We start from the raw sequence: 18,194 nt of genomic DNA, 5'->3' as shown, positions 1-18,194 counted from the left end.
TCATCATAAACATATATCTTTTACAAAATTACGATGACTACCAAATATATAAAATTTTCCCTTGGCAAAAGCTATTTTTAATCAATATTAAAAAGAATTCATAAAAATATTTTTTATAAATTTAAAAGTTTTAAACCGTTAAAAACACATAATGAAATTTACGCTCAATACGGCAGAAGAAGACAACAGACCTATTTTCATCACCGGAAATTTTAATAAATGGAACCCGAAAGATTACGATTTTCAACTTAAAATTTTGGATGAAAGTACCTACAGCATTGACATTGAAGACCAATTGCTCGGTGATGATATAGAATATAAATTCACAAAAGGAGGTTGGGAAAATGTAGAACTGGATCAATACGGAAACATTACACCCAACAGAAAAGTCAAGAAAAAATCTGCCACAACCAATGATTTTGTAGAAAAATGGAGATTCAATTGGGGACCATTTAAAGATGAGTTTTTCCCTATTGTTGAGGTGATTTCCGAAGAATTTTATATTCCGCAGCTCGATCGTTATCGTAAAGTTTGGGCGCTTCTCCCCTACGATTATTATATTTCAAATAAGAAATACCCTGTGCTTTATCTTCAGGATGCTCAAAATTTATTCAACGAAGGCAGCGCATACGGAAACTGGGAAATCGACAAAAAACTGTCTATTCTTGCTGAATATGGTCGTGGAGATGTTATTGTAATCGCAATAGAACATGGTAGTGAAGACCGAATTAAAGAATATATTTTTGATAATGATAACGTTGCCAACGGATCAGAAGGAAAAAAATACATCAGATTTGTCACAGATACTCTAAAACCTTTTATTGATGAACATTATCGCACAAAAAAAGACCGTGAAAACACGGGAATTGGCGGAAGTTCTTTAGGAGCACTCATTAGTTTGTACAGTGGTTTTCTTTATCCTGAAGTGTATTCTAAACTGCTTATTTTTTCACCCTCACTTTGGATAGAACCCAACAATAACTTTCCGATGATGAGTTTCAGAGTTCCTTTTAAAACCAAAATTTATCTTTATGGTGGCGAAAAGGAAGGCTCTAAAATGGTCAAAAGAATTCAGGTTTTTGAAAATTATTTAAAACGGTGGGAAAAGAAAAATCTTTTTGATTTTGAATTTAAAACCAATATCAATCCCGACGGTGAACACAGTGAATTTTATTGGTCACAGGAGTTTCCAAGGGCAATTGAATGGCTGTTCTATAACAATAAAGAAAATCCTGTTGAAGTAACACCACAACAAGAAAAATATTAAAAATAAAACGATTTAAAAAATGCAATTACTCAACAAAAAAAATAAACAGTACGCACAGATTTTTCAATTATTTACAGAAGAATCCTGGAATTTAAACTCTAAAAAATTCAATAAAAATATTGGTTTGCTTTTCTCAGGAAAAAAACATGAAGTTTTCGTAGAAGCTAACGAAAAAAACATCATTTATTATATAGGTCTTGGAAAAGAGACTTTACAGAATTTTGAATTTCAGCAAATTGGAGTAAAATTTTCTCAAACTCAGAAAAAAAACCTGCAAACCGTAGCAACTTTACTCGTTTCTGAATTTATTAATGAAAAACAATTTGAAGAATTCGCAAAAGGATTACTTTTAGGAACCTACACTTACCCTTTTGATAAAAACCATCCTTTTTGGAATAAATCTTTCGAACTTCATTTTGGGAATTTAAGCCAGAAAAAACTAGATGTTATTTCTTCTCGGATCAATGCTATTTGTGAAGGTCAAACCGCTTGTCAGGATTGGCTTAATAAACCTGCTAATTTAAAAAAGCCTGAAATCTTTAATACTTATCTGAAAAATTTAGCCAAGAAAAATCAGTTAAAATACACCGTTTTTAATAGAAAAAAATGCGAAGAATTGGGTCTTGGAGCCTTTCTTTCTGTGAATCAGGGAAGTGCGCATGATGCTGCTTTTACAATTTTAGAATATAAAACCACTGAAAAAAAAGCAAAGACTTTCGGTCTTGTAGGAAAATGCGTTTTATTTGATACAGGAGGAATTTCCCTGAAAACTTCAGACAATATGCATTACATGAAATCTGATATGGGAGGCGCAACTGCAGTGATTGGAGCATTAATTTACGCATCGCAAATGAAACTTCCCGTTAACATTACTGCGATTTTACCGATTACCGACAATGCAATTTCTGAAAACGCTTATTTACCGAGTGATGTTATCACTGCTTACAACGGAAAAACAATTGAAGTTTTAAACACCGACGCAGAAGGCAGAATGACTCTTGCAGACGGCCTATCTTATCTTTCAAAAAATTATAAAACCGATATTCTGATTGATCTTGCAACCCTTACAGGAAGCTCTGTAAGAATGTTTGGAGACACTTGCGGAGCGATGTTTTCTAACAATGAAAACTTGAAAAATCTTTTAATTAAAACAGGGGATAAAACCAATCAGCGATTATGGAATCTGCCTTTATGGGATGTTTGGTTAGATGATTTCAAATCTGATGTTGCCGATTTTAAAAACATTTCAATGAAACCTCTTGGAGATTGTATTATTGCTGCAAAATTTCTGGAACAATTCATCGGAAACCACCCAAACTGGGCACATCTCGACATTGCAGGAGTTGCATTTGGAAACGTAGGATATGCAAAAGAAAAAGCAGCAACCGGCTTTGGAGTGCAATTACTGGCCGATTTAATCGAAAATTATCATTAAAAATTAGTTTTTTAAAATTTTTCTTCTTATACTTGATTAGTAATTTTCAAAAGCACACCGATTATCAATTTTTAATATTAAATAATCAGTAATCATAAGCTTTTATTTTTTATAATTTAATAAAAATTAAAAATCATTATATGAAGGAGAAAACCATCGTATGTATTTCGTGCTATTTTAAAGGTTACGATTTTATGGACGAGATGAAAAAACTCGGCAATAAAATCATCCTCGTAACATCGGAAAATTTAAAAGAAAAAAACTGGCCATGGCACGCTGTCGATGAAGTTTTCTATATGCCGGAAATAAAACCTTCGGTCTGGAATCTCGATCATCTTATTCAGGGATTTTCTCACTTGATGAAAACCCGAAAAGTAGATGCTGTAATCGCTTTGGATGATTATGATGTTGAAAAAGCTGCGCTGATTCGTGAGACATTCCGTATTCCCGGAATGGGACAGACAACGCACCGTTATTTCAGAGATAAATTGGCAATGCGCCAAAAAGCAAAAGATACAGGAATCAATGTTCCTGAATTCACTGCTGTATTTAATGATCAGGAAGTAAAAGATTTTACTGAAAAAGTTTCTCCACCCTGGGTTTTAAAACCACGTTCTGAAGCTTCAGCATCAGGAATTAAAAAATTAAAAACGCAGGAAGAACTTTGGAATGCGTTGGAAAAACTGGGCGAAGAAAGACATTTGTTTCTTCTCGAAAGTTTTAAACCAGGCGATGTTTACCATGTTGACAGTTTAACATTCAATAAAGAGATTGTTTTTACCTCTGCGTCAAAATATCTTGCTCCACCAATGCAGGTTTCTCACGAAGGCGGAGTTTTCAGAACCAAAACTCTTGGAAGATATTCTGAAGAATTTAAAGCTTTGGAAGAAGCCAATGCCAAAGTTTTAAACAACTTTGGCTTGCTTAATGGTGCTACACACACAGAATTTATTCGTGGTAAAGAAGACAAAAAATGGTATTTCCTGGAAACATCCTCAAGAGTTGGAGGCGCCCATATTCCTGATTTGGTAGAAGCATCGAGCAACATTAATATTTGGCGTGAATGGGCAAAAATTGAAGACGCATTGTTAAGAGGAAATCATTACGAAGTTTCGAAACCAACTGGATATTATTCAGGGTTGATCGTAGCGTTGATTAAAGATTTAGCTCCCAATTATAAAGATTTTGAATGTGAAGAAGTCGTGAAATTTCTTCCAATCGACTATCATGTAGGAATAGTTTATAAGTCAAAAGATTCTGAAATTGTTCAGGACAGACTCGATTCTGCAGCTGAAAAGATTCATGCGGAGATGCTCAATGTACTTCCCCCGAAAGATAAACCATCAAGCTAAGATGTTAAATGTTAAATGTTAAATGTTAGATGTTAGATGTTAGATGTTAGATGCAAAATTACTATCCATTACTCATTACTTATCAATTATAAAAAATATGCCACATATAGAACATACAGATTATTACTCAAATATTTTAGGAACAAGCCTTAAAGTGGAAGTTACGGGACATTACGGTTATCCCATTATTATGTTCCCTACTTCACAGGGTTTATATACTCAAAATCATGATTTTCACCTGAACAGCAGCATCAATTATTTTATTGAGCAGGGAAAAGTAAAACTATATAACGTTCAAACGATTGATGCGTGGACTTTTTATGACGAAAAAATTTCACCGCAACAAAGAATCAGAAATTATGAAAAATATGTACAGTTTCTGATTCAGGAATTCGTTCCTTATATTCAAAAACTTCATCAGGTTCATCGTGTTGCGATTGCAGGAGCGAGTTTCGGAGGTTATCATGCAGCTAATTTCGCATTCAGATTTCCGGATGTGATTTCGCATTTATTCTGTCTTTCGGGAGCATTCAGCATTAGAAATTTCATGGATGGATATGATGGTGAACTCGTTTATTTTAATTGTCCGAGAGAATTTGTAAAAAATGATGAAGCCTGGAAATACAAACACATGCACATTGTTTTAAGCACTTCTGATGAAGATATATGCAAAGACAAAAACGTGGAAATGGCAGAAATTTTAGCTTCAAAAGGTATTGATTTCTGGTATGATGAAAAAAAATGGATCAATCACGACTGGCCGCTTTGGAGAATGACATTCCCAACATATATCGGTGCATTTTTTTAAGAATTCAAAAAAAATCAAAATATTAATAGTAAACATTTAAAAAAGAAAAAAAATTATGGCAAAAAAAGTAGGAATTTTATTCGGAATGGAAGATACATTTCCGTGGGCATTTATTGATAAAGTAAACGAACTTGGAGGCGGAGAAGTAATCGCTGAAGCTGTGAATATAGATAAATTGGAGCAAGGCGCAGATTATGGGTATGCCGTGATTATAGACCGAATTTCTCAGGATGTGCCTTTCTACAGAGCTTATCTGAAAAATGCAGCTTTAAACGGAACCTATGTAATCAATAATCCTTTTTGGTGGAGCGCAGATGAGAAATTCTTCAACAATGCTTTAATGACCAAACTTGGAATTCCTTTACCAAAAACTGTTTTGCTTCCTTCACACGAAAGACCTACAAACACTTCCGAAACTTCATTCAGAAACCTAAAGTTTCCACACGACTGGGAATATATTTTTGATTACGTAGGATTTCCTGCTTATATGAAACCTCACGACGGTGGTGGCTGGAAAAGTGTTTACAGAGTAGAAAATCCGCAGGATCTTTGGGATAAACTGAGCGAAACAGAACAATTAGTAATGATGGTGCAGGAAGAAATTGTTTTTCAGGATTATTACAGAGTGTATTGTTTAGGGCAAAAATACGTTCACATTATGCCTTATGAGCCAAGAAATGCACCACATTTGAGATATGAAACCACGCATCAAACAGAAGGTGAAGATTTAAAAAAATTATTGAAAACAATTCATGATTATACCATTAAAATGAATCAGGCTTTAGGATACGATTTCAACACCGTAGAATTTGCGGTAAGAGATGGAATTCCTTACGCCATTGATTTCTGTAATCCTGCTCCGGATGCAGACAAAAACTCTGTAGGAGAAGAAAATTTTGCGTGGATTGTAGAACATTCTGCAAAATTAGCCATTGAAAAAGCTAAAGAACACGTTCCCGGAAAACCCAATATCTCGTGGGGAACTTTTGTAAAAGACTCTGTAAAATAAAACCTAAAAAAAACACTGAAAAAAAATGCATCAATTTACAATAGGAATAGAAGAAGAATATCAGATTATAGATGTTGAAAGCCGTGATTTAATTTCTCACGTTTCAAAAATTATTGAAGGCGGAAAAGCTGTTTTAAGCGAAAATTTAAAACACGAAATGCACGAATCGATGATTGAAATGGAAACCGGAATTTGCCAGAATATTCAGGAAGCTCAGGCTGAACTCACCAATCTTAGAAGACATTTGATCAACACAGCTCATGAACAGGGACTTCGTGTTTCTGGTGGTGGAACTCATCCTTTTTCAAATTGGGAACACAACACCATTACAAACGGCGAACGTTACAACAAAATTGTAGACGATATGGGCGATGTTGCCCGTGGAAATCTTATTTTCGGATTGCACGTTCACATTGGAATTCCAAACCGTGAAGAAGGCGTAAGAATACAGAATGTAATGCGCTATTTCCTTCCGCATGTTTATGCTTTATCAACCAACTCCCCTTTCTGGATTGGAAGAAGTACTGGTTTTAAATCTTACAGACAGGAAATTTTTGTAAAATTCCCAAGAACCGGAATCCCGAGTTACTTTACTTCTTTGGCGGAATTTGACAGCTATGTAGATCTTTTGGTAAAAACAGGAACAATTGATAATGCCAAGAAAATTTGGTGGGATCTGCGTGTTCACCCGTTTTATCCGACCATTGAGTTCAGGATTTGCGATATGCCTTTAAGAATTGAAGAAACGGTTTGTTTGGCTGCAATTATGCAGAGTTTAGTGGCTAAAATCTATAAACTTCATCAGCAGAATTTAAGTTTCAGAAGCTACAGAAGATTGTTGCTTAACGAAAACAAATGGCGTGCTTCTAAAGATGGAATTCATTCTAAACTGATTGATTTTGGTAAAGAAGAATCTGTACCTTACCCTGATCTTTTAAAGGAACTTTTAGAGTTTATTGATGATGTTGTGGATGAATTAGGATGCAGAAAAGAAGTAGAATATGCCTGGAAAATTTTGGAAAACGGAACGGGTGCAGATCGGCAATTGGCGGTCTATAAAGAAACCGGAGATTTGAAGAAAGTCGTTGATTATATGATTGCTGAAACCGAATACGGCATCACGCACAGCCAAATTGCTTTATAATAAATTCATAACTTTGCAGAAATTATGTAGTTATGAAAGATGTAAGAATTGCTTTGCTGGATATGAACAACAATCAGGCAAATCAGGGATTTAAAAATATTAAAGAAATCTCTGAGAATTTCCAGAAGCAATCGGAAGAAAATATAAGCATTACAGGTTTTGATGTAAGATATAAAAACGAGATTCCAAACATTGAAGATTTTGATATATTCATTTCTTCCGGCGGACCGGGAAATCCGCACCGTGAAGGTTTTGAATGGGAACAGAAATTTGCAGATTTTTTAGATGCAGTTTATGAATATAACAAGCATAATGATGCTAAAAAATATCTTTTTCTGATTTGTCATTCCTTTCAATTGGCGAGTATTCATTGGGAATTGGGCAATATCTGCCAAAGAAGATCTTATTCTTTCGGGATAATGCCTATTCACAAAACAGAAGAGGGTGAAGATGAATTTCTGTTTAAAAACTTACCTGATCCTTTTTATGCTGTAGATTCCAGAGCATATCAATTTATTGAGCCTAATGCAGAGCGTTTTGAAGAGTTGGGAATGAAAATGATGGCGATTGAAAAATCCCGTCCTCACATTGATTTGGAACGGGCAATTATGGCAGTTCGTTTTTCTGATGAAATTTTCGGCACACAGTTTCATCCTGAAGCCAATCCCGACGGAATGATTGAAAACCTGAAAGACGAGAAAAATAAAGAAGCCATGATTGAAAATTACGGTATGGAAAAATATCTGGAAACCGTAGACCGAATTAATGACGAAGACAAAATCGTTCTTACACAATCTCAGATTCTTCCTCGTTTTTTAAGCGATGCAAAGAAAAATATTTTGAAACAAAAGACGGCAACAGCCTGATAAAAATTCAAATAAAAAATAATTAAAATCGAGCATAATTTGCTCGATTTTTTAAATCACAAAAGAAAAAAATTATGATCCAAAAATACAGAAAACAGTTCAACGAAGAATTCACCAGCGAAAAGTATGATCAGCTAAAATCAATCTTGGAAGAAAAAAGTGGCATACAGCCTACCTTCAGATTGTCTGAAAGCCCCATTTTTTTTACTAAAGAATTCAAAGAAAAATTAGTTTCAGCAAGTGAAAGTATTATTGATCAGATTAAAAACTTACCTGAAGGAACTTTAGAAAATTCGATTCCGGAAAACTGCAAAGTTCCCAACGATACCAAACAGCCTCATTTTTTTACCATAGATTTTGGAATTTGCAGAAGCGAAAACGGTAAAATAGAACCTCAACTGATAGAGCTACAAGCTTTTCCTTCGCTGTATGCTTTTCAGAATGTTTATGAAGAGACATTTTGTGAGGTTTATCCTTTCTTAAATCAATTGAAAAATAATATTTCGGATGACGATTATCAGAAGCATTTACAAGAATTAATTGTTGGTATAGAAGATCCGAAAAACGTTATTTTGCTTGAAATTTATCCTGAAAAACAGAAAACGGCTATTGATTTTGCTTTAACCGAAAAACTTTTAGGCATAAAAACTGTTTGTCTCACTAAAGTAAAAAAACACGGAAATCAATTATTTTATGAGCACAATGGTGAACTGATCAGAATCAAAAGAATTTATAATCGCGTTATTTTTGATGAGCTTGATAAAATTCCAGACCTTAAAACTGAGTTTAATTTCCGTGAAGACGTAGATGTAGAATGGATCACTCACCCGAATTGGTTCTTCAAGATTTCTAAATATCTTTTGCCTTTACTAAAACATGAATTTGTTCCGAAAAGCTATTTCCTGGACGAATTTCCTGAAAATGAAAGCCTTGAAAATTTTGTTTTGAAACCTTTGTTTTCTTTTGCAGGTAGCGGCGTGAATCTAAATCCCACAAAAGAGATTACTGATTCTATTTTAGATAAAAAAAATTATATCTTGCAGCGAAAAGTAAACTACGAGCCAATTTTTGAAGATATCAACGGAGATTTTTCAAGAGCCGAAATTCGTTTGCTTTATATCTGGAAAGAAAATGAAGAACGACCAATTTTACTTCAAAACCTTTCAAGAATGACAAAAGCTGCGATGGTGAATGTAGATTTCAATAAAAAAGATGCAATCTGGATTGGCAGTTCTCATGCATTTTTTGGGGAAGAATAAATAGTAATTGTATATGGAAGAAAAATCAGTTTTTGATGAATTTGATCATCAGTTAACCACAAAAAGAAGAAGGAATCTATTGCCTATATGGATAAAAGTTTTCACCTGGCTTTTCTTTGCTTGCGGTTTTATTGGTGTTTTAATTCTGGCTTTCGGATTTTTCATGGGTAAAATTAACTTGTCTCTTTACGGGTTTGAAACTGATAAAGCATATAGTTTAATAGGATTTTTCCTCACAGCTTTATTTATTTTAAAAGGTATTGTCTTGTACGGACTGTGGTTTGAGCAAGATTGGGGAATAAAAATCGCAAAAATAGATGCAGTTATTGGATTAGCCGTTTGCGGAATTTCAATGTTTGTTTTACCATTTTTTACTAAAAACTTTGAATTACGACTTGAAGTTGCTGTTTTAATTCCTTACTTGATTAAGCTTCAAAAAATAGAAAAAAACTGGTAGCAAAAAAAATAAAATTTGAATAAGAATTTTAATGCTTTTTTGAGGAAGAATAGTTTATGAAAATGAATAAATATGTTTTAAAAGTCTTTTTTCCGATTATTTTAGTTTTTACGTTTAAGCTGAATGCTCAACAAAAAATTTATTCTAAACAGGAAATTGGAAAATTTAAAGAAAATGAAAAGTTTTACCTTAATAAAAAAGTAAAAGACCTTTTAAGAGACCTTAAAGTAAATTTTGAGATAGCTTACGTTGGCGGTGGCTGGTCTGAAGAAATGAGTTTCATTGTTTTAAGATTTAGTAATCGAAAAGATGAATATCAACTTCAGCAAAAAGGAATAAAACCTGCAAGATTAACGCTTTTCATTAAAGAACAAGACGTTGAAACCAATAAGCTTTTTTATTCTGAAACAAAGAGGATCGGATTTTATAGAGACAGCCTAAAAAATAAATCTAATCAACAGATTTTAAAGGATTACAAAAACCTTACTATTGGCATGATTTACGCTAATTCTGAACAACCAGAAACAAAAAAGGAGTAAATTAACTTACTCCTTTTTCTATTTTAAAATTTATCGTCTTCAAGCAATTCTCTCGCCTGATAATCCTGAACAAGGTCAATTGCATTAGAAATTACATCACTTAAAGCGGTAATAAAAGTACCTTCTTCTGCCATTCCCATCGCATGTTTCAACGCATCGATTTCTTTAGGAATAATCTCATAGCTTACATCTTTTCCTGAAGACTGCATTCCGTCGATAATCAAACCGTTGATTTCTTCTTCTGTTCTTCCACGAAGGTGTTTTTCATTTCTGATAATGATATGATCAAACATTCTTCCGGCAATCTTTCCGCATAGTCTGATATCTTCATCCCTTCTGTCTCCCACACCGGAAATAATTCCGATTTTCTTGGTAGATTCTACATTTTTAAGATAATCTTCAATTGCTTCGTAACCTGCAGGATTGTGCGCAAAATCTATTAAAACTTTAAAGTTTTTAAATTTAAATACATTCAGTCTTCCCGGAGTCAATTGCGCACTTGGAATAAATGTACGAAGTGAATTGGAAATATCTTCAATCCCAAAACCATAAAGATAACAAGCCAAACTCGCTGCCAAAACGTTATCAATCATAAATTTTGCCTTTCCCTCCATCGTAATCGGAAAATCTTTTACTTTTCCGATTCTGATCTTCCAATCGCCTTTTTTGATGGTTACATAGCCTTCTTCGTAAACACAAGTTGTGCGTCCTTCTTTAGCGAATTTTTTAATGTATTCATTATTTTCATCCAAACTAAAAATAGCGACATTACTCGGTAAATCGTTGATGATTCTCATAGAATATTCATCTTCAGCATTCAAAACGCTCCATCCGCTTTTCTTTACACTGTCGAGTACTACCCTTTTTACTTTGGTTAAATCTTTCAGGTTGTGAATATCATTCATTCCTAAATGATCTTCTTTAATATTGGTTAAAACTCCGATATCACACTGTCCGAATCCTAAACCGGAACGAAGAATTCCGCCACGTGCGGTTTCTAAAACTGCAAATTCTACAGTTGGGTCTTTCAAAATAAATTCGGCTGAAATAGGACCTGTTGTATCCCCTTTCGTCAACATCGTATTCTGAATATAAATTCCGTCTGATGTGGTGAAACCTACTCTATAGCCATTGCTTTTTACAATATGTGAAATTAATCTCGTCGTTGTTGTTTTTCCGTTAGTACCTGTAACTGCAATAATCGGAATGGTAAAAGGTTTTCCTTGCGGATACAACATATCTACAACCGGAGCGGCAACGTTTCTCGGAAGACCTTCACTCGGAGCCAAATGCATTCTGAAACCAGGAGCTGCATTCACTTCAATTATCGCTCCGCCACTTTCTTTCAAAGGCTGTGTAAGATTTTCTGCCATAATATCAATTCCGCAGACATCTAAACCGATGATTTTTGAAATTCTTTCTGCCATTGTGATATTTTCAGGATGTACCATATCGGTTACATCAATAGAAGTACCACCTGTAGAAAGATTAGCGGTAGATTTTAGATAAACTACTTCCCCCTTTTGAGGAACTGTTTCTAAAGTATATTGAAGTTTTTCAAGTAATTCTAAAGTGTCTTTATCAACTGTGATTTCGGTCAGAACATTTTCGTGACCATATCCTCTTCTTGGATCTTTATTTTCTTTTTCAATGAGTTTCTCAAGATTAGACTCACCATCACCAACAACATGAGCGGGAACTCTTCTCGCAGCAGCAACCATTTTATTATTGATTACCAAAACTCTAAAATCGTATCCCGTAATATATTTTTCAACAATTACTTTTTTTGAATATTTCTGAGCGTATTCTAAACCTGTCACAGAAGAAACCCAATCATTAACATTGATTGAAGAACCTTTCCCATGATTTCCATCCAAAGGTTTGATAACGATAGGATAACCAATTTTTTTGATGACTCTCTGTAGATCTTCTTCGTCCACAATTAAATCTCCCATCGGAACAGGAATTGCAGCATCATGAAGCATTCTTTTCGTCAATTCTTTATTGCAGGCAATATCTACAGCAATCGAGCTTGTATTTCCGGTAATCGTCGCCTGAAACCTTTGCTGATTAACCCCGTAACCTAATTGAACCAGAGAATTGCTTCCCAATCGTATCCACGGAATTTTTCTTGAAACCGCTTCCTCAACAATACTACCTGTTGAAGGTCCTAATCTTACACGTTCTCTGATTTCTTTTAATTTTTGAATACAGGCATTAATATCATATTCTTTATTTTCAATTAAAGCTAAGGCAATTTCTACCGCTTGTTCGGCTGCATAGATCCCTGCATTTTCTTCAATATAATCAAATACTACATTGTAAACTCCGGGAGTTTTTGTTTCACGAGTTCTTCCAAATCCGGTATCCATTCCGGCTAAAGTTTGAATTTCTAAAGCAATGTGTTCAATCACATGCCCCATCCATGTCCCCGTTTCTACTCTATGAAAAAAACCGCCTCTCGTTCCTTCAGAACAACGATGAGTAATGAGCGAAGGCATAAGCTGCTCTATTCTTTCACGAAAACCTTCAATTTTATTGGTAGGGAAATCTTCCATTTCCTCCAGATCCAAACGCATCTGTATTAGCTTCTTTCTTCTTATACTCCAAATATTCGGACCACGTAAAGCCTGTATTTTCTCAATTTTCATATGCAGCTACTTAATTTTTTTTCCATTTGTTATCTATCATCTTTAATTTTAAAATTATAATTTAATAATTAAAAAAATTATGATTTCATAGTTTTTCTATGCCTTAATTACTTTAATAAAAACATCTTTCTAAATCAAAGATAATGCAAAACCATAAACAAAACCATAGCGTTATTAAAGATTTATTAAAAAAATGCAATTTCTGTAATCGATTAAAAATCAAAGGAAATACGTTAAAAATGGGTTTACATTGCATTAACAATTTATTATTTTTTAAATTTGCAAGCTATGAAACCTGTTGGAAAATTAATTATTATCGGTGGAGCTGTGAATAAAGGCAGCTTTTCTGAGACCGATTACGATCAGAATGTTGAAAAAAATCTTAACTTTTTTGAAAGAGGAATTTTAAGAAAGATTATTACTGAATCTAAAAACAAGGAAAATTCTGTGATTGAGGTAGTGACTACAGCGTCGCAAATTCCTCAAATTGTTGGTGCCGAATATAAAAAAGCTTTTGAATTTTTGGGAGCTAAAAACGTCAATATTCTTGATATTCATAACCGTGAAGAAGCTAATTCTGATGCTATTGTTGCAAGAGCCAATGCAGCAGATGTCGTGATGTTTACGGGTGGAGATCAATTGAGACTGACCTCAATTTTGGGCGGAACAAGATTTCACGATGCTATTTTACTAAAATATCAAGAGCAAGATTTTATCTATTCCGGAACGTCTGCAGGAGCTGCTGCTGCTTCTGAAAATATGATTTACCAAGGAAGCAGTTCTGAAGCTCTATTAAAAGGTGAAATTAAAACGACTCAGGGTTTAGGTTTAATCGACAACGTCATTGTAGACACTCACTTTGTACAAAGAGGAAGAATCGGAAGGCTTTTTCAGGCTGTAGTAAACAATCCCAGAACTTTAGGAATTGGTTTGGGTGAAGACACCGGACTTTTCATTCATAATGATACCATGACTGCAGTAGGATCTGGTTTGGTAATTATTGTTGATGGAAGATTCATTAAAGACACCAATCTTACCAATATTAATTTAGGTGAACCTATTTCAATAGATAATCTTACCGTTCATGTGATGTCGATGAACGATCATTATGATTTGACGACAAGAAAACTGACAATAGAGAACTCTCAGTTTAATCCGATACCGCAAACGTAGTTTCGAAATAATAAAATTAGTCTGAATAATTTTATAAAATTATAAACTTATGTTCAGTTTTTCATAAAAGAATTTTTTCCCGACAGTCGTGATTAATATTTCACGGCTGTTTTTCTTTTTTCGGATAAAGTCTTTTTCCAGAAATTTTTCTAAAATGGCGTTGCCTAAAGCTCCTGCAATGTGATGTTTTCTTTCTGTCCAATCCAAACATTTGTGGGCAAAAGAGCGATTTTTATTTTTTAAATTATCGATATTGATTCCAATCTCATCAAACCATTTTTCACCAAACTCAGTTACTGTAAAAGAATCTTTGTCTAGACAGATTATATTTTTATTGAGCAAAGCATTTACAATTTCAACAGAAATTTTGCCTGCAAGATGATCGTAACAGGTTCTGGCAAAACTTAGTTTTTCTGCATTTGCATTTTTTTTAATTTCTATTTTTTTGTGAGGAATCAAACTCGCCATTGATTCAATTACATGCGCGATATTTTCATCGGTCAGTCGAAAATATCTGTGACGACCTTGTTTGTCGGCACAAACGAGTTTCGCATCAATAAGTTTTGATAAATGATTACTTACCGATTGTCGCGAAATATCTGCTATAATACTTAATTCGGAAGCGGTGTAAGCTTTCTGATCCAGCAAAGACCACAAAATTAAAGCGCGCGCTCTTTCGCCGATAAGTGAAGCTATTTTTGTAAACTCATTTTCGATTTCCATAATGACAAATTTAGGAAACAATTAAAATTTATAATTCATTTTAGAATGAACTTTTAAGATTTTTAAGTATTTAATTTTGCAATATAATTAATCAAAAATCTTATCCAGATTTGCAATATTTTTTTTTAAATGAAACAAACTGATGTAAAGTTAAATAGCAGAATACCCGAAAAGCAAATTAATCTGAATTTTCAAAAAGCCAAATATAAAAACGCAGACGAAGCTGTTTTGTTTATACATGGCGCAACATTTCCTTCGCAACTTTCTTCGGGATTTCAAATGAACGGAATTTCTTGGGCAGACTATCTTTCAGAAGCTGGTTATGATGTTTTTGCGTTAGATTTTTTAGGTTACGGTAAATCAGATAGATACGATTATATGTCGGATTTGGGAAATGAATTTGTCAATTCTTGCAACGGGAAAGATTTGGTAAAAGATATTGATATTGCGATAGATTATATTTTTAATAAATTGATTTACAACAAAATACATTTAATAGGTCATTCTTGGGGTGCAACAATTTCCGGATATTATGCAACAGTTTTTCCAGACAAAATAGACAAATTAATATTATTTGCACCCATTGTCCAAAGATCCGGATTAACATCTTGGCAAAAACCTACAACAGTTTATACAGATTTATCACCATCAGAAAGGATAAATCAGTTTTTGAGCCATATTCCTGATGATTGTGAAATGACTTTAGAAGATGAAATTTTCACAAAATGGGGAAACGAATGGTTAAAAAGTGATCCTTCAGCTAAAGAAAGATTTCCTCACACCATACGTTTTCCTTCGGCTTGGGAAAAAGATCTTTTTGAATGCTGGAATGGAAACTGTTTTTTTTATCCATCGAAAATTAAAAATTCTACCTTGCTGATAAGAGGCGAATGGGATATTGCATTTAATGAAGAAGAAGCGCATAAAGTGTTTTCTGAAATAAAAAATGCGCCCGTTAAAAGATATGTACTGATCGATAAAAGTACCCATGTTCTGCATTTGGAAAAAAGAAGATTTCATTTGTACGAAGAAGTTGAACTATTTTTAAAATCAAAATAAAATGATCGCTGTAATTTTTGAAGTTTGGATCAATGAATCCAAAAAAAGTGAATATCTGGATATAGCCGCAGCGCTAAAGAAAGAGCTGAAAAATATTGAAGGATTTATTTCCATAGAAAGGTTTCAAAGTCTTTCTGACGACCAAAAAATTCTTTCTTTGTCTTTTTGGGAAAATGAAAACGCTATTTCTGAATGGAGAAATTTTGAACAACATAAAAGCGCGCAGCAAAAAGGTCGCAGTTCTATTTTTAACGATTACAAAATCAGAGTAGGAAATATTGTTAGAAATTACGGATTTTATGATAGAAAAGAATGTCCTTTTCGGTAATTTGAAAGTAAATTGGCAAATTGTATTCGATTATTAGAAAAAGCAAAGCACTTTTTTTTATATATTTAAAATCAAATAATCAATATGAAAATCATTATCCACGGCGGATTTTTCTCCGAAAGCGACCAGAGCCATGAAGTGAAAGTTGCCAAACAAAATTCTTTAAAAAATATTGCAGAAAAAGCATATCAATATTTAGAAACCCATTCAGCTGTTGACACTGTTGCGTATGCAGTTTCTCTTTTGGAAGATGACGAATTGTTTAATGCAGGAATCGGTTCGCAAATTCAAAGCGACGGCGTTATCAGAATGAGTGCGGCATTGATGGATGGTGAAACTCAGAAAATGAGCGGCGTTATCAATATTCAGGATGTGAAGAATCCTATTTTTGTGGCGAAAGAACTAATGAAAGAAGACGACCGGGTTTTAGGAGGAAACGGAGCTAAAATTTATGCTAATAATAACGGATTTGAAAATTTTCCAACAGAAATTCCTCAAAGAAGAAAAGAATACGAAGCGAAACTAAAAAACGGCGGAAAAGGAACGGTGGGTTGCGTTGCGATCGATAAAAACGGAAAATTAGCCGTTGCAACTTCTACCGGAGGGAAAGGTTTTGAGATTCCGGGAAGAATTTCTGATTCTGCAACGGTAGCCGGAAATTATGCCAACGAATTTTGCGCAGTAAGCTGTACCGGTGTTGGTGAAGATATTGTAAGCAATGCAACTTCTGCCAAAATTGTAACCAGAGTGACCGATGGAATGAGCTTAAAAGACGCTTTCAACAAAACTTTTGCTGAACTAAAAGTGATAGACGGTTTTGCTGGAGCTATTGCCATTGATAAAAATGGAAATATTTATCATCAAGATTCTTATCCTACAATGGTTTTTGCAAGTTTTGATGGAAATCAGTTTGAAATCTTTAAATAATTTTAACATATTTTTATTATTCCCATAAATTTTTTGGCACACATTTTACATAGTTATTAATAACAAAATTTTAATATTATAACTTTTAAAAATCAGAAATCATGGGAAATAAGACAAACGGATTATTAGCTTTATTAGGACTAGGTGCTTTAGCATATTGGAAGTACAAAAAATCTACTCCGGAACAGCAACAAGCTGTAAAAGACAAAATCAACTCTGCAAAGGATAATTTGAACAAATGGGGAAACGATTTGAAAGATAAAGCAAATGAAGTGGCTTCCCAAGCTCAAAGTAAATTTGACGAAGCGAAAGCGAAAGTTGAAGATTCTGCTTCTAAAATTTAAAATTTTAAAGCATTCATATAAAAAAAGTCATCATTACGATGACTTTTTTTGTGCTGAAAGGGCATAAACCATAGGTATTTTATTACCAAATTTTTCCGTTCGCCATTTTCCTTTTTCAAATTCTTCGATGTGTTTAAAGCAAGGATAAGGTGACCAGTCAAATTCCTGAAACTGATCTATTACTAAGTTTTTATTTATCAAACTCTGCATTACTTCTGATAATGAATGATTCCACATTACGTAATCCTGAACGATTTCGGCAGAAAAGTCTGCATACGTTCCTTCGTAGGTTTCTACAATTGGGCTTTCATTGAAATAGTTATACGCAATATCTTTAAAATTATCATCAAACATCCAAATTACAGGATGAAATTCTGCTATGATAAATTGTCCGTTTGGTTTTAAAAAATGATCAATTACACCCGCCCATTTTTCAAGATCAGGAAGCCAGCCAATTGTGCCATAACTTGTAAAAACAACATCAAATTTTTCATCTAAAATATTTGGTAAATCATACACATCAGAGCAGATAAACTCAGTATCGGTATTGCATTGTTTTGCTAAATCTCTTCCTGCTTCAATTGCTTTATCTGAAAGGTCAATTCCGGTAACTTTTGCTCCCATTCTTGAAAGCGAAATAGAATCCTGCCCAAAATGACATTGCAAGTGCAGAATTGTTTTACTTTTTACATCTCCTAAAAGTTCCAATTCTATAGAATTTAAAGAAGTTCTTCCTTTTAGAAATTCATCTAAAAAATAGAAATCAGATTTCAGATGTGGTTCTACTTTGGCATTCCAGGATTTTCTGTTGATGTCTAAATAATTTTCCATTGTTATTTTTCTGTAAATATAA

The 18,194-nt window shown here is 33.7% G+C and carries 18 protein-coding genes; 15 read left to right on the top strand and 3 right to left on the bottom strand.

What is annotated here, in order from left to right:
• Positions 1–151 precede the first annotated feature (151 nt).
• The 10 genes from OEW74_RS12035 (at position 152) to OEW74_RS11990 (ending at position 10,136) form a co-directional block, all read left to right on the top strand.
• Entirely contained in the window at positions 152–1,267 is a 1,116-nt protein-coding gene (locus OEW74_RS12035; RefSeq protein ID WP_265428723.1) for an alpha/beta hydrolase, read from the top strand.
• Positions 1,268–1,286: 19 nt separating this feature from the next.
• Positions 1,287–2,702: a leucyl aminopeptidase family protein gene (locus tag OEW74_RS12030; protein WP_265428722.1), complete on the top strand. Its 1,416-nt coding sequence runs from the start codon at positions 1,287–1,289 to the stop codon at positions 2,700–2,702.
• 140 nt (positions 2,703–2,842) lie between these two features.
• Positions 2,843–4,054: an ATP-grasp domain-containing protein gene (locus OEW74_RS12025; RefSeq protein WP_265428721.1), complete on the top strand. Its 1,212-nt coding sequence runs from the start codon at positions 2,843–2,845 to the stop codon at positions 4,052–4,054.
• Positions 4,055–4,151: 97 nt separating this feature from the next.
• Positions 4,152–4,862, top strand: a complete 711-nt coding sequence (locus OEW74_RS12020) for an alpha/beta hydrolase-fold protein (RefSeq protein ID WP_265428720.1) — start codon at positions 4,152–4,154, stop codon at positions 4,860–4,862.
• Between the two features lie 55 nt (positions 4,863–4,917).
• Entirely contained in the window at positions 4,918–5,871 is a 954-nt protein-coding gene (locus OEW74_RS12015) for an ATP-grasp domain-containing protein (RefSeq protein ID WP_265428719.1), read from the top strand.
• A gap of 25 nt (positions 5,872–5,896) precedes the next feature.
• Positions 5,897–7,015 (top strand): carboxylate-amine ligase, encoded by a 1,119-nt coding sequence (locus OEW74_RS12010; RefSeq protein WP_265428718.1) that lies wholly within the window; start codon positions 5,897–5,899, stop codon positions 7,013–7,015.
• Positions 7,016–7,047: 32 nt separating this feature from the next.
• Positions 7,048–7,881 (top strand): type 1 glutamine amidotransferase, encoded by an 834-nt coding sequence (locus OEW74_RS12005; RefSeq protein WP_265428717.1) that lies wholly within the window; start codon positions 7,048–7,050, stop codon positions 7,879–7,881.
• 74 nt (positions 7,882–7,955) lie between these two features.
• Entirely contained in the window at positions 7,956–9,140 is a 1,185-nt protein-coding gene (locus OEW74_RS12000; protein ID WP_265428716.1) for a hypothetical protein, read from the top strand.
• A 13-nt stretch (positions 9,141–9,153) separates the two neighbouring features.
• On the top strand, positions 9,154–9,597 hold the full coding sequence (locus OEW74_RS11995; protein ID WP_265428715.1) for a hypothetical protein: 444 nt from the start codon (positions 9,154–9,156) through the stop codon (positions 9,595–9,597).
• 62 nt (positions 9,598–9,659) lie between these two features.
• Positions 9,660–10,136 (top strand): hypothetical protein, encoded by a 477-nt coding sequence (locus tag OEW74_RS11990; protein ID WP_265428714.1) that lies wholly within the window; start codon positions 9,660–9,662, stop codon positions 10,134–10,136.
• A gap of 23 nt (positions 10,137–10,159) precedes the next feature.
• Here the strand turns inward: OEW74_RS11990 and cphA are convergent, their stop codons facing one another.
• Positions 10,160–12,787 carry a cyanophycin synthetase gene (gene cphA / locus OEW74_RS11985; RefSeq protein WP_265428713.1) on the bottom strand — a complete coding sequence of 876 codons (2,628 nt, stop codon included), beginning with the start codon at positions 12,785–12,787 and terminating at the stop codon, positions 10,160–10,162.
• 288 nt (positions 12,788–13,075) lie between these two features.
• Between cphA and OEW74_RS11980 the strand changes: the two genes are divergently transcribed.
• Complete coding sequence (locus OEW74_RS11980; protein WP_066679208.1) at positions 13,076–13,960, top strand: cyanophycinase; 885 nt, start codon at positions 13,076–13,078, stop codon at positions 13,958–13,960.
• Positions 13,961–13,999: 39 nt separating this feature from the next.
• Here OEW74_RS11980 and OEW74_RS11975 read toward each other — a convergent pair whose 3' ends face one another.
• Positions 14,000–14,683, bottom strand: coding sequence for an ArsR/SmtB family transcription factor (locus OEW74_RS11975; protein ID WP_265428712.1), 684 nt, complete (start codon positions 14,681–14,683; stop codon positions 14,000–14,002).
• 129 nt (positions 14,684–14,812) lie between these two features.
• Here OEW74_RS11975 and OEW74_RS11970 point away from each other — a divergent pair, with 129 nt between their 5' ends.
• From OEW74_RS11970 to OEW74_RS11955, 4 genes are all read left to right on the top strand, one after another.
• Entirely contained in the window at positions 14,813–15,742 is a 930-nt protein-coding gene (locus tag OEW74_RS11970; protein WP_265428711.1) for an alpha/beta hydrolase, read from the top strand.
• Position 15,743: 1 nt separating this feature from the next.
• Positions 15,744–16,070, top strand: coding sequence for an antibiotic biosynthesis monooxygenase family protein (locus OEW74_RS11965; protein WP_265428710.1), 327 nt, complete (start codon positions 15,744–15,746; stop codon positions 16,068–16,070).
• Between the two features lie 84 nt (positions 16,071–16,154).
• Positions 16,155–16,997: an isoaspartyl peptidase/L-asparaginase gene (locus tag OEW74_RS11960; protein ID WP_265428709.1), complete on the top strand. Its 843-nt coding sequence runs from the start codon at positions 16,155–16,157 to the stop codon at positions 16,995–16,997.
• Positions 16,998–17,098: 101 nt separating this feature from the next.
• Positions 17,099–17,341, top strand: coding sequence for a YtxH domain-containing protein (locus tag OEW74_RS11955; RefSeq protein WP_265428708.1), 243 nt, complete (start codon positions 17,099–17,101; stop codon positions 17,339–17,341).
• Between the two features lie 33 nt (positions 17,342–17,374).
• Here the strand turns inward: OEW74_RS11955 and OEW74_RS11950 are convergent, their stop codons facing one another.
• Positions 17,375–18,172: a class I SAM-dependent methyltransferase gene (locus tag OEW74_RS11950; protein ID WP_265428707.1), complete on the bottom strand. Its 798-nt coding sequence runs from the start codon at positions 18,170–18,172 to the stop codon at positions 17,375–17,377.
• Positions 18,173–18,194 lie beyond the last annotated feature (22 nt).

This window comes from Chryseobacterium sp. YIM B08800, from assembly GCF_026163565.1.
Lineage (GTDB): Bacteria > Bacteroidota > Bacteroidia > Flavobacteriales > Weeksellaceae > Chryseobacterium.
This window is presented reverse-complemented; position numbering and strand designations above follow the sequence as displayed.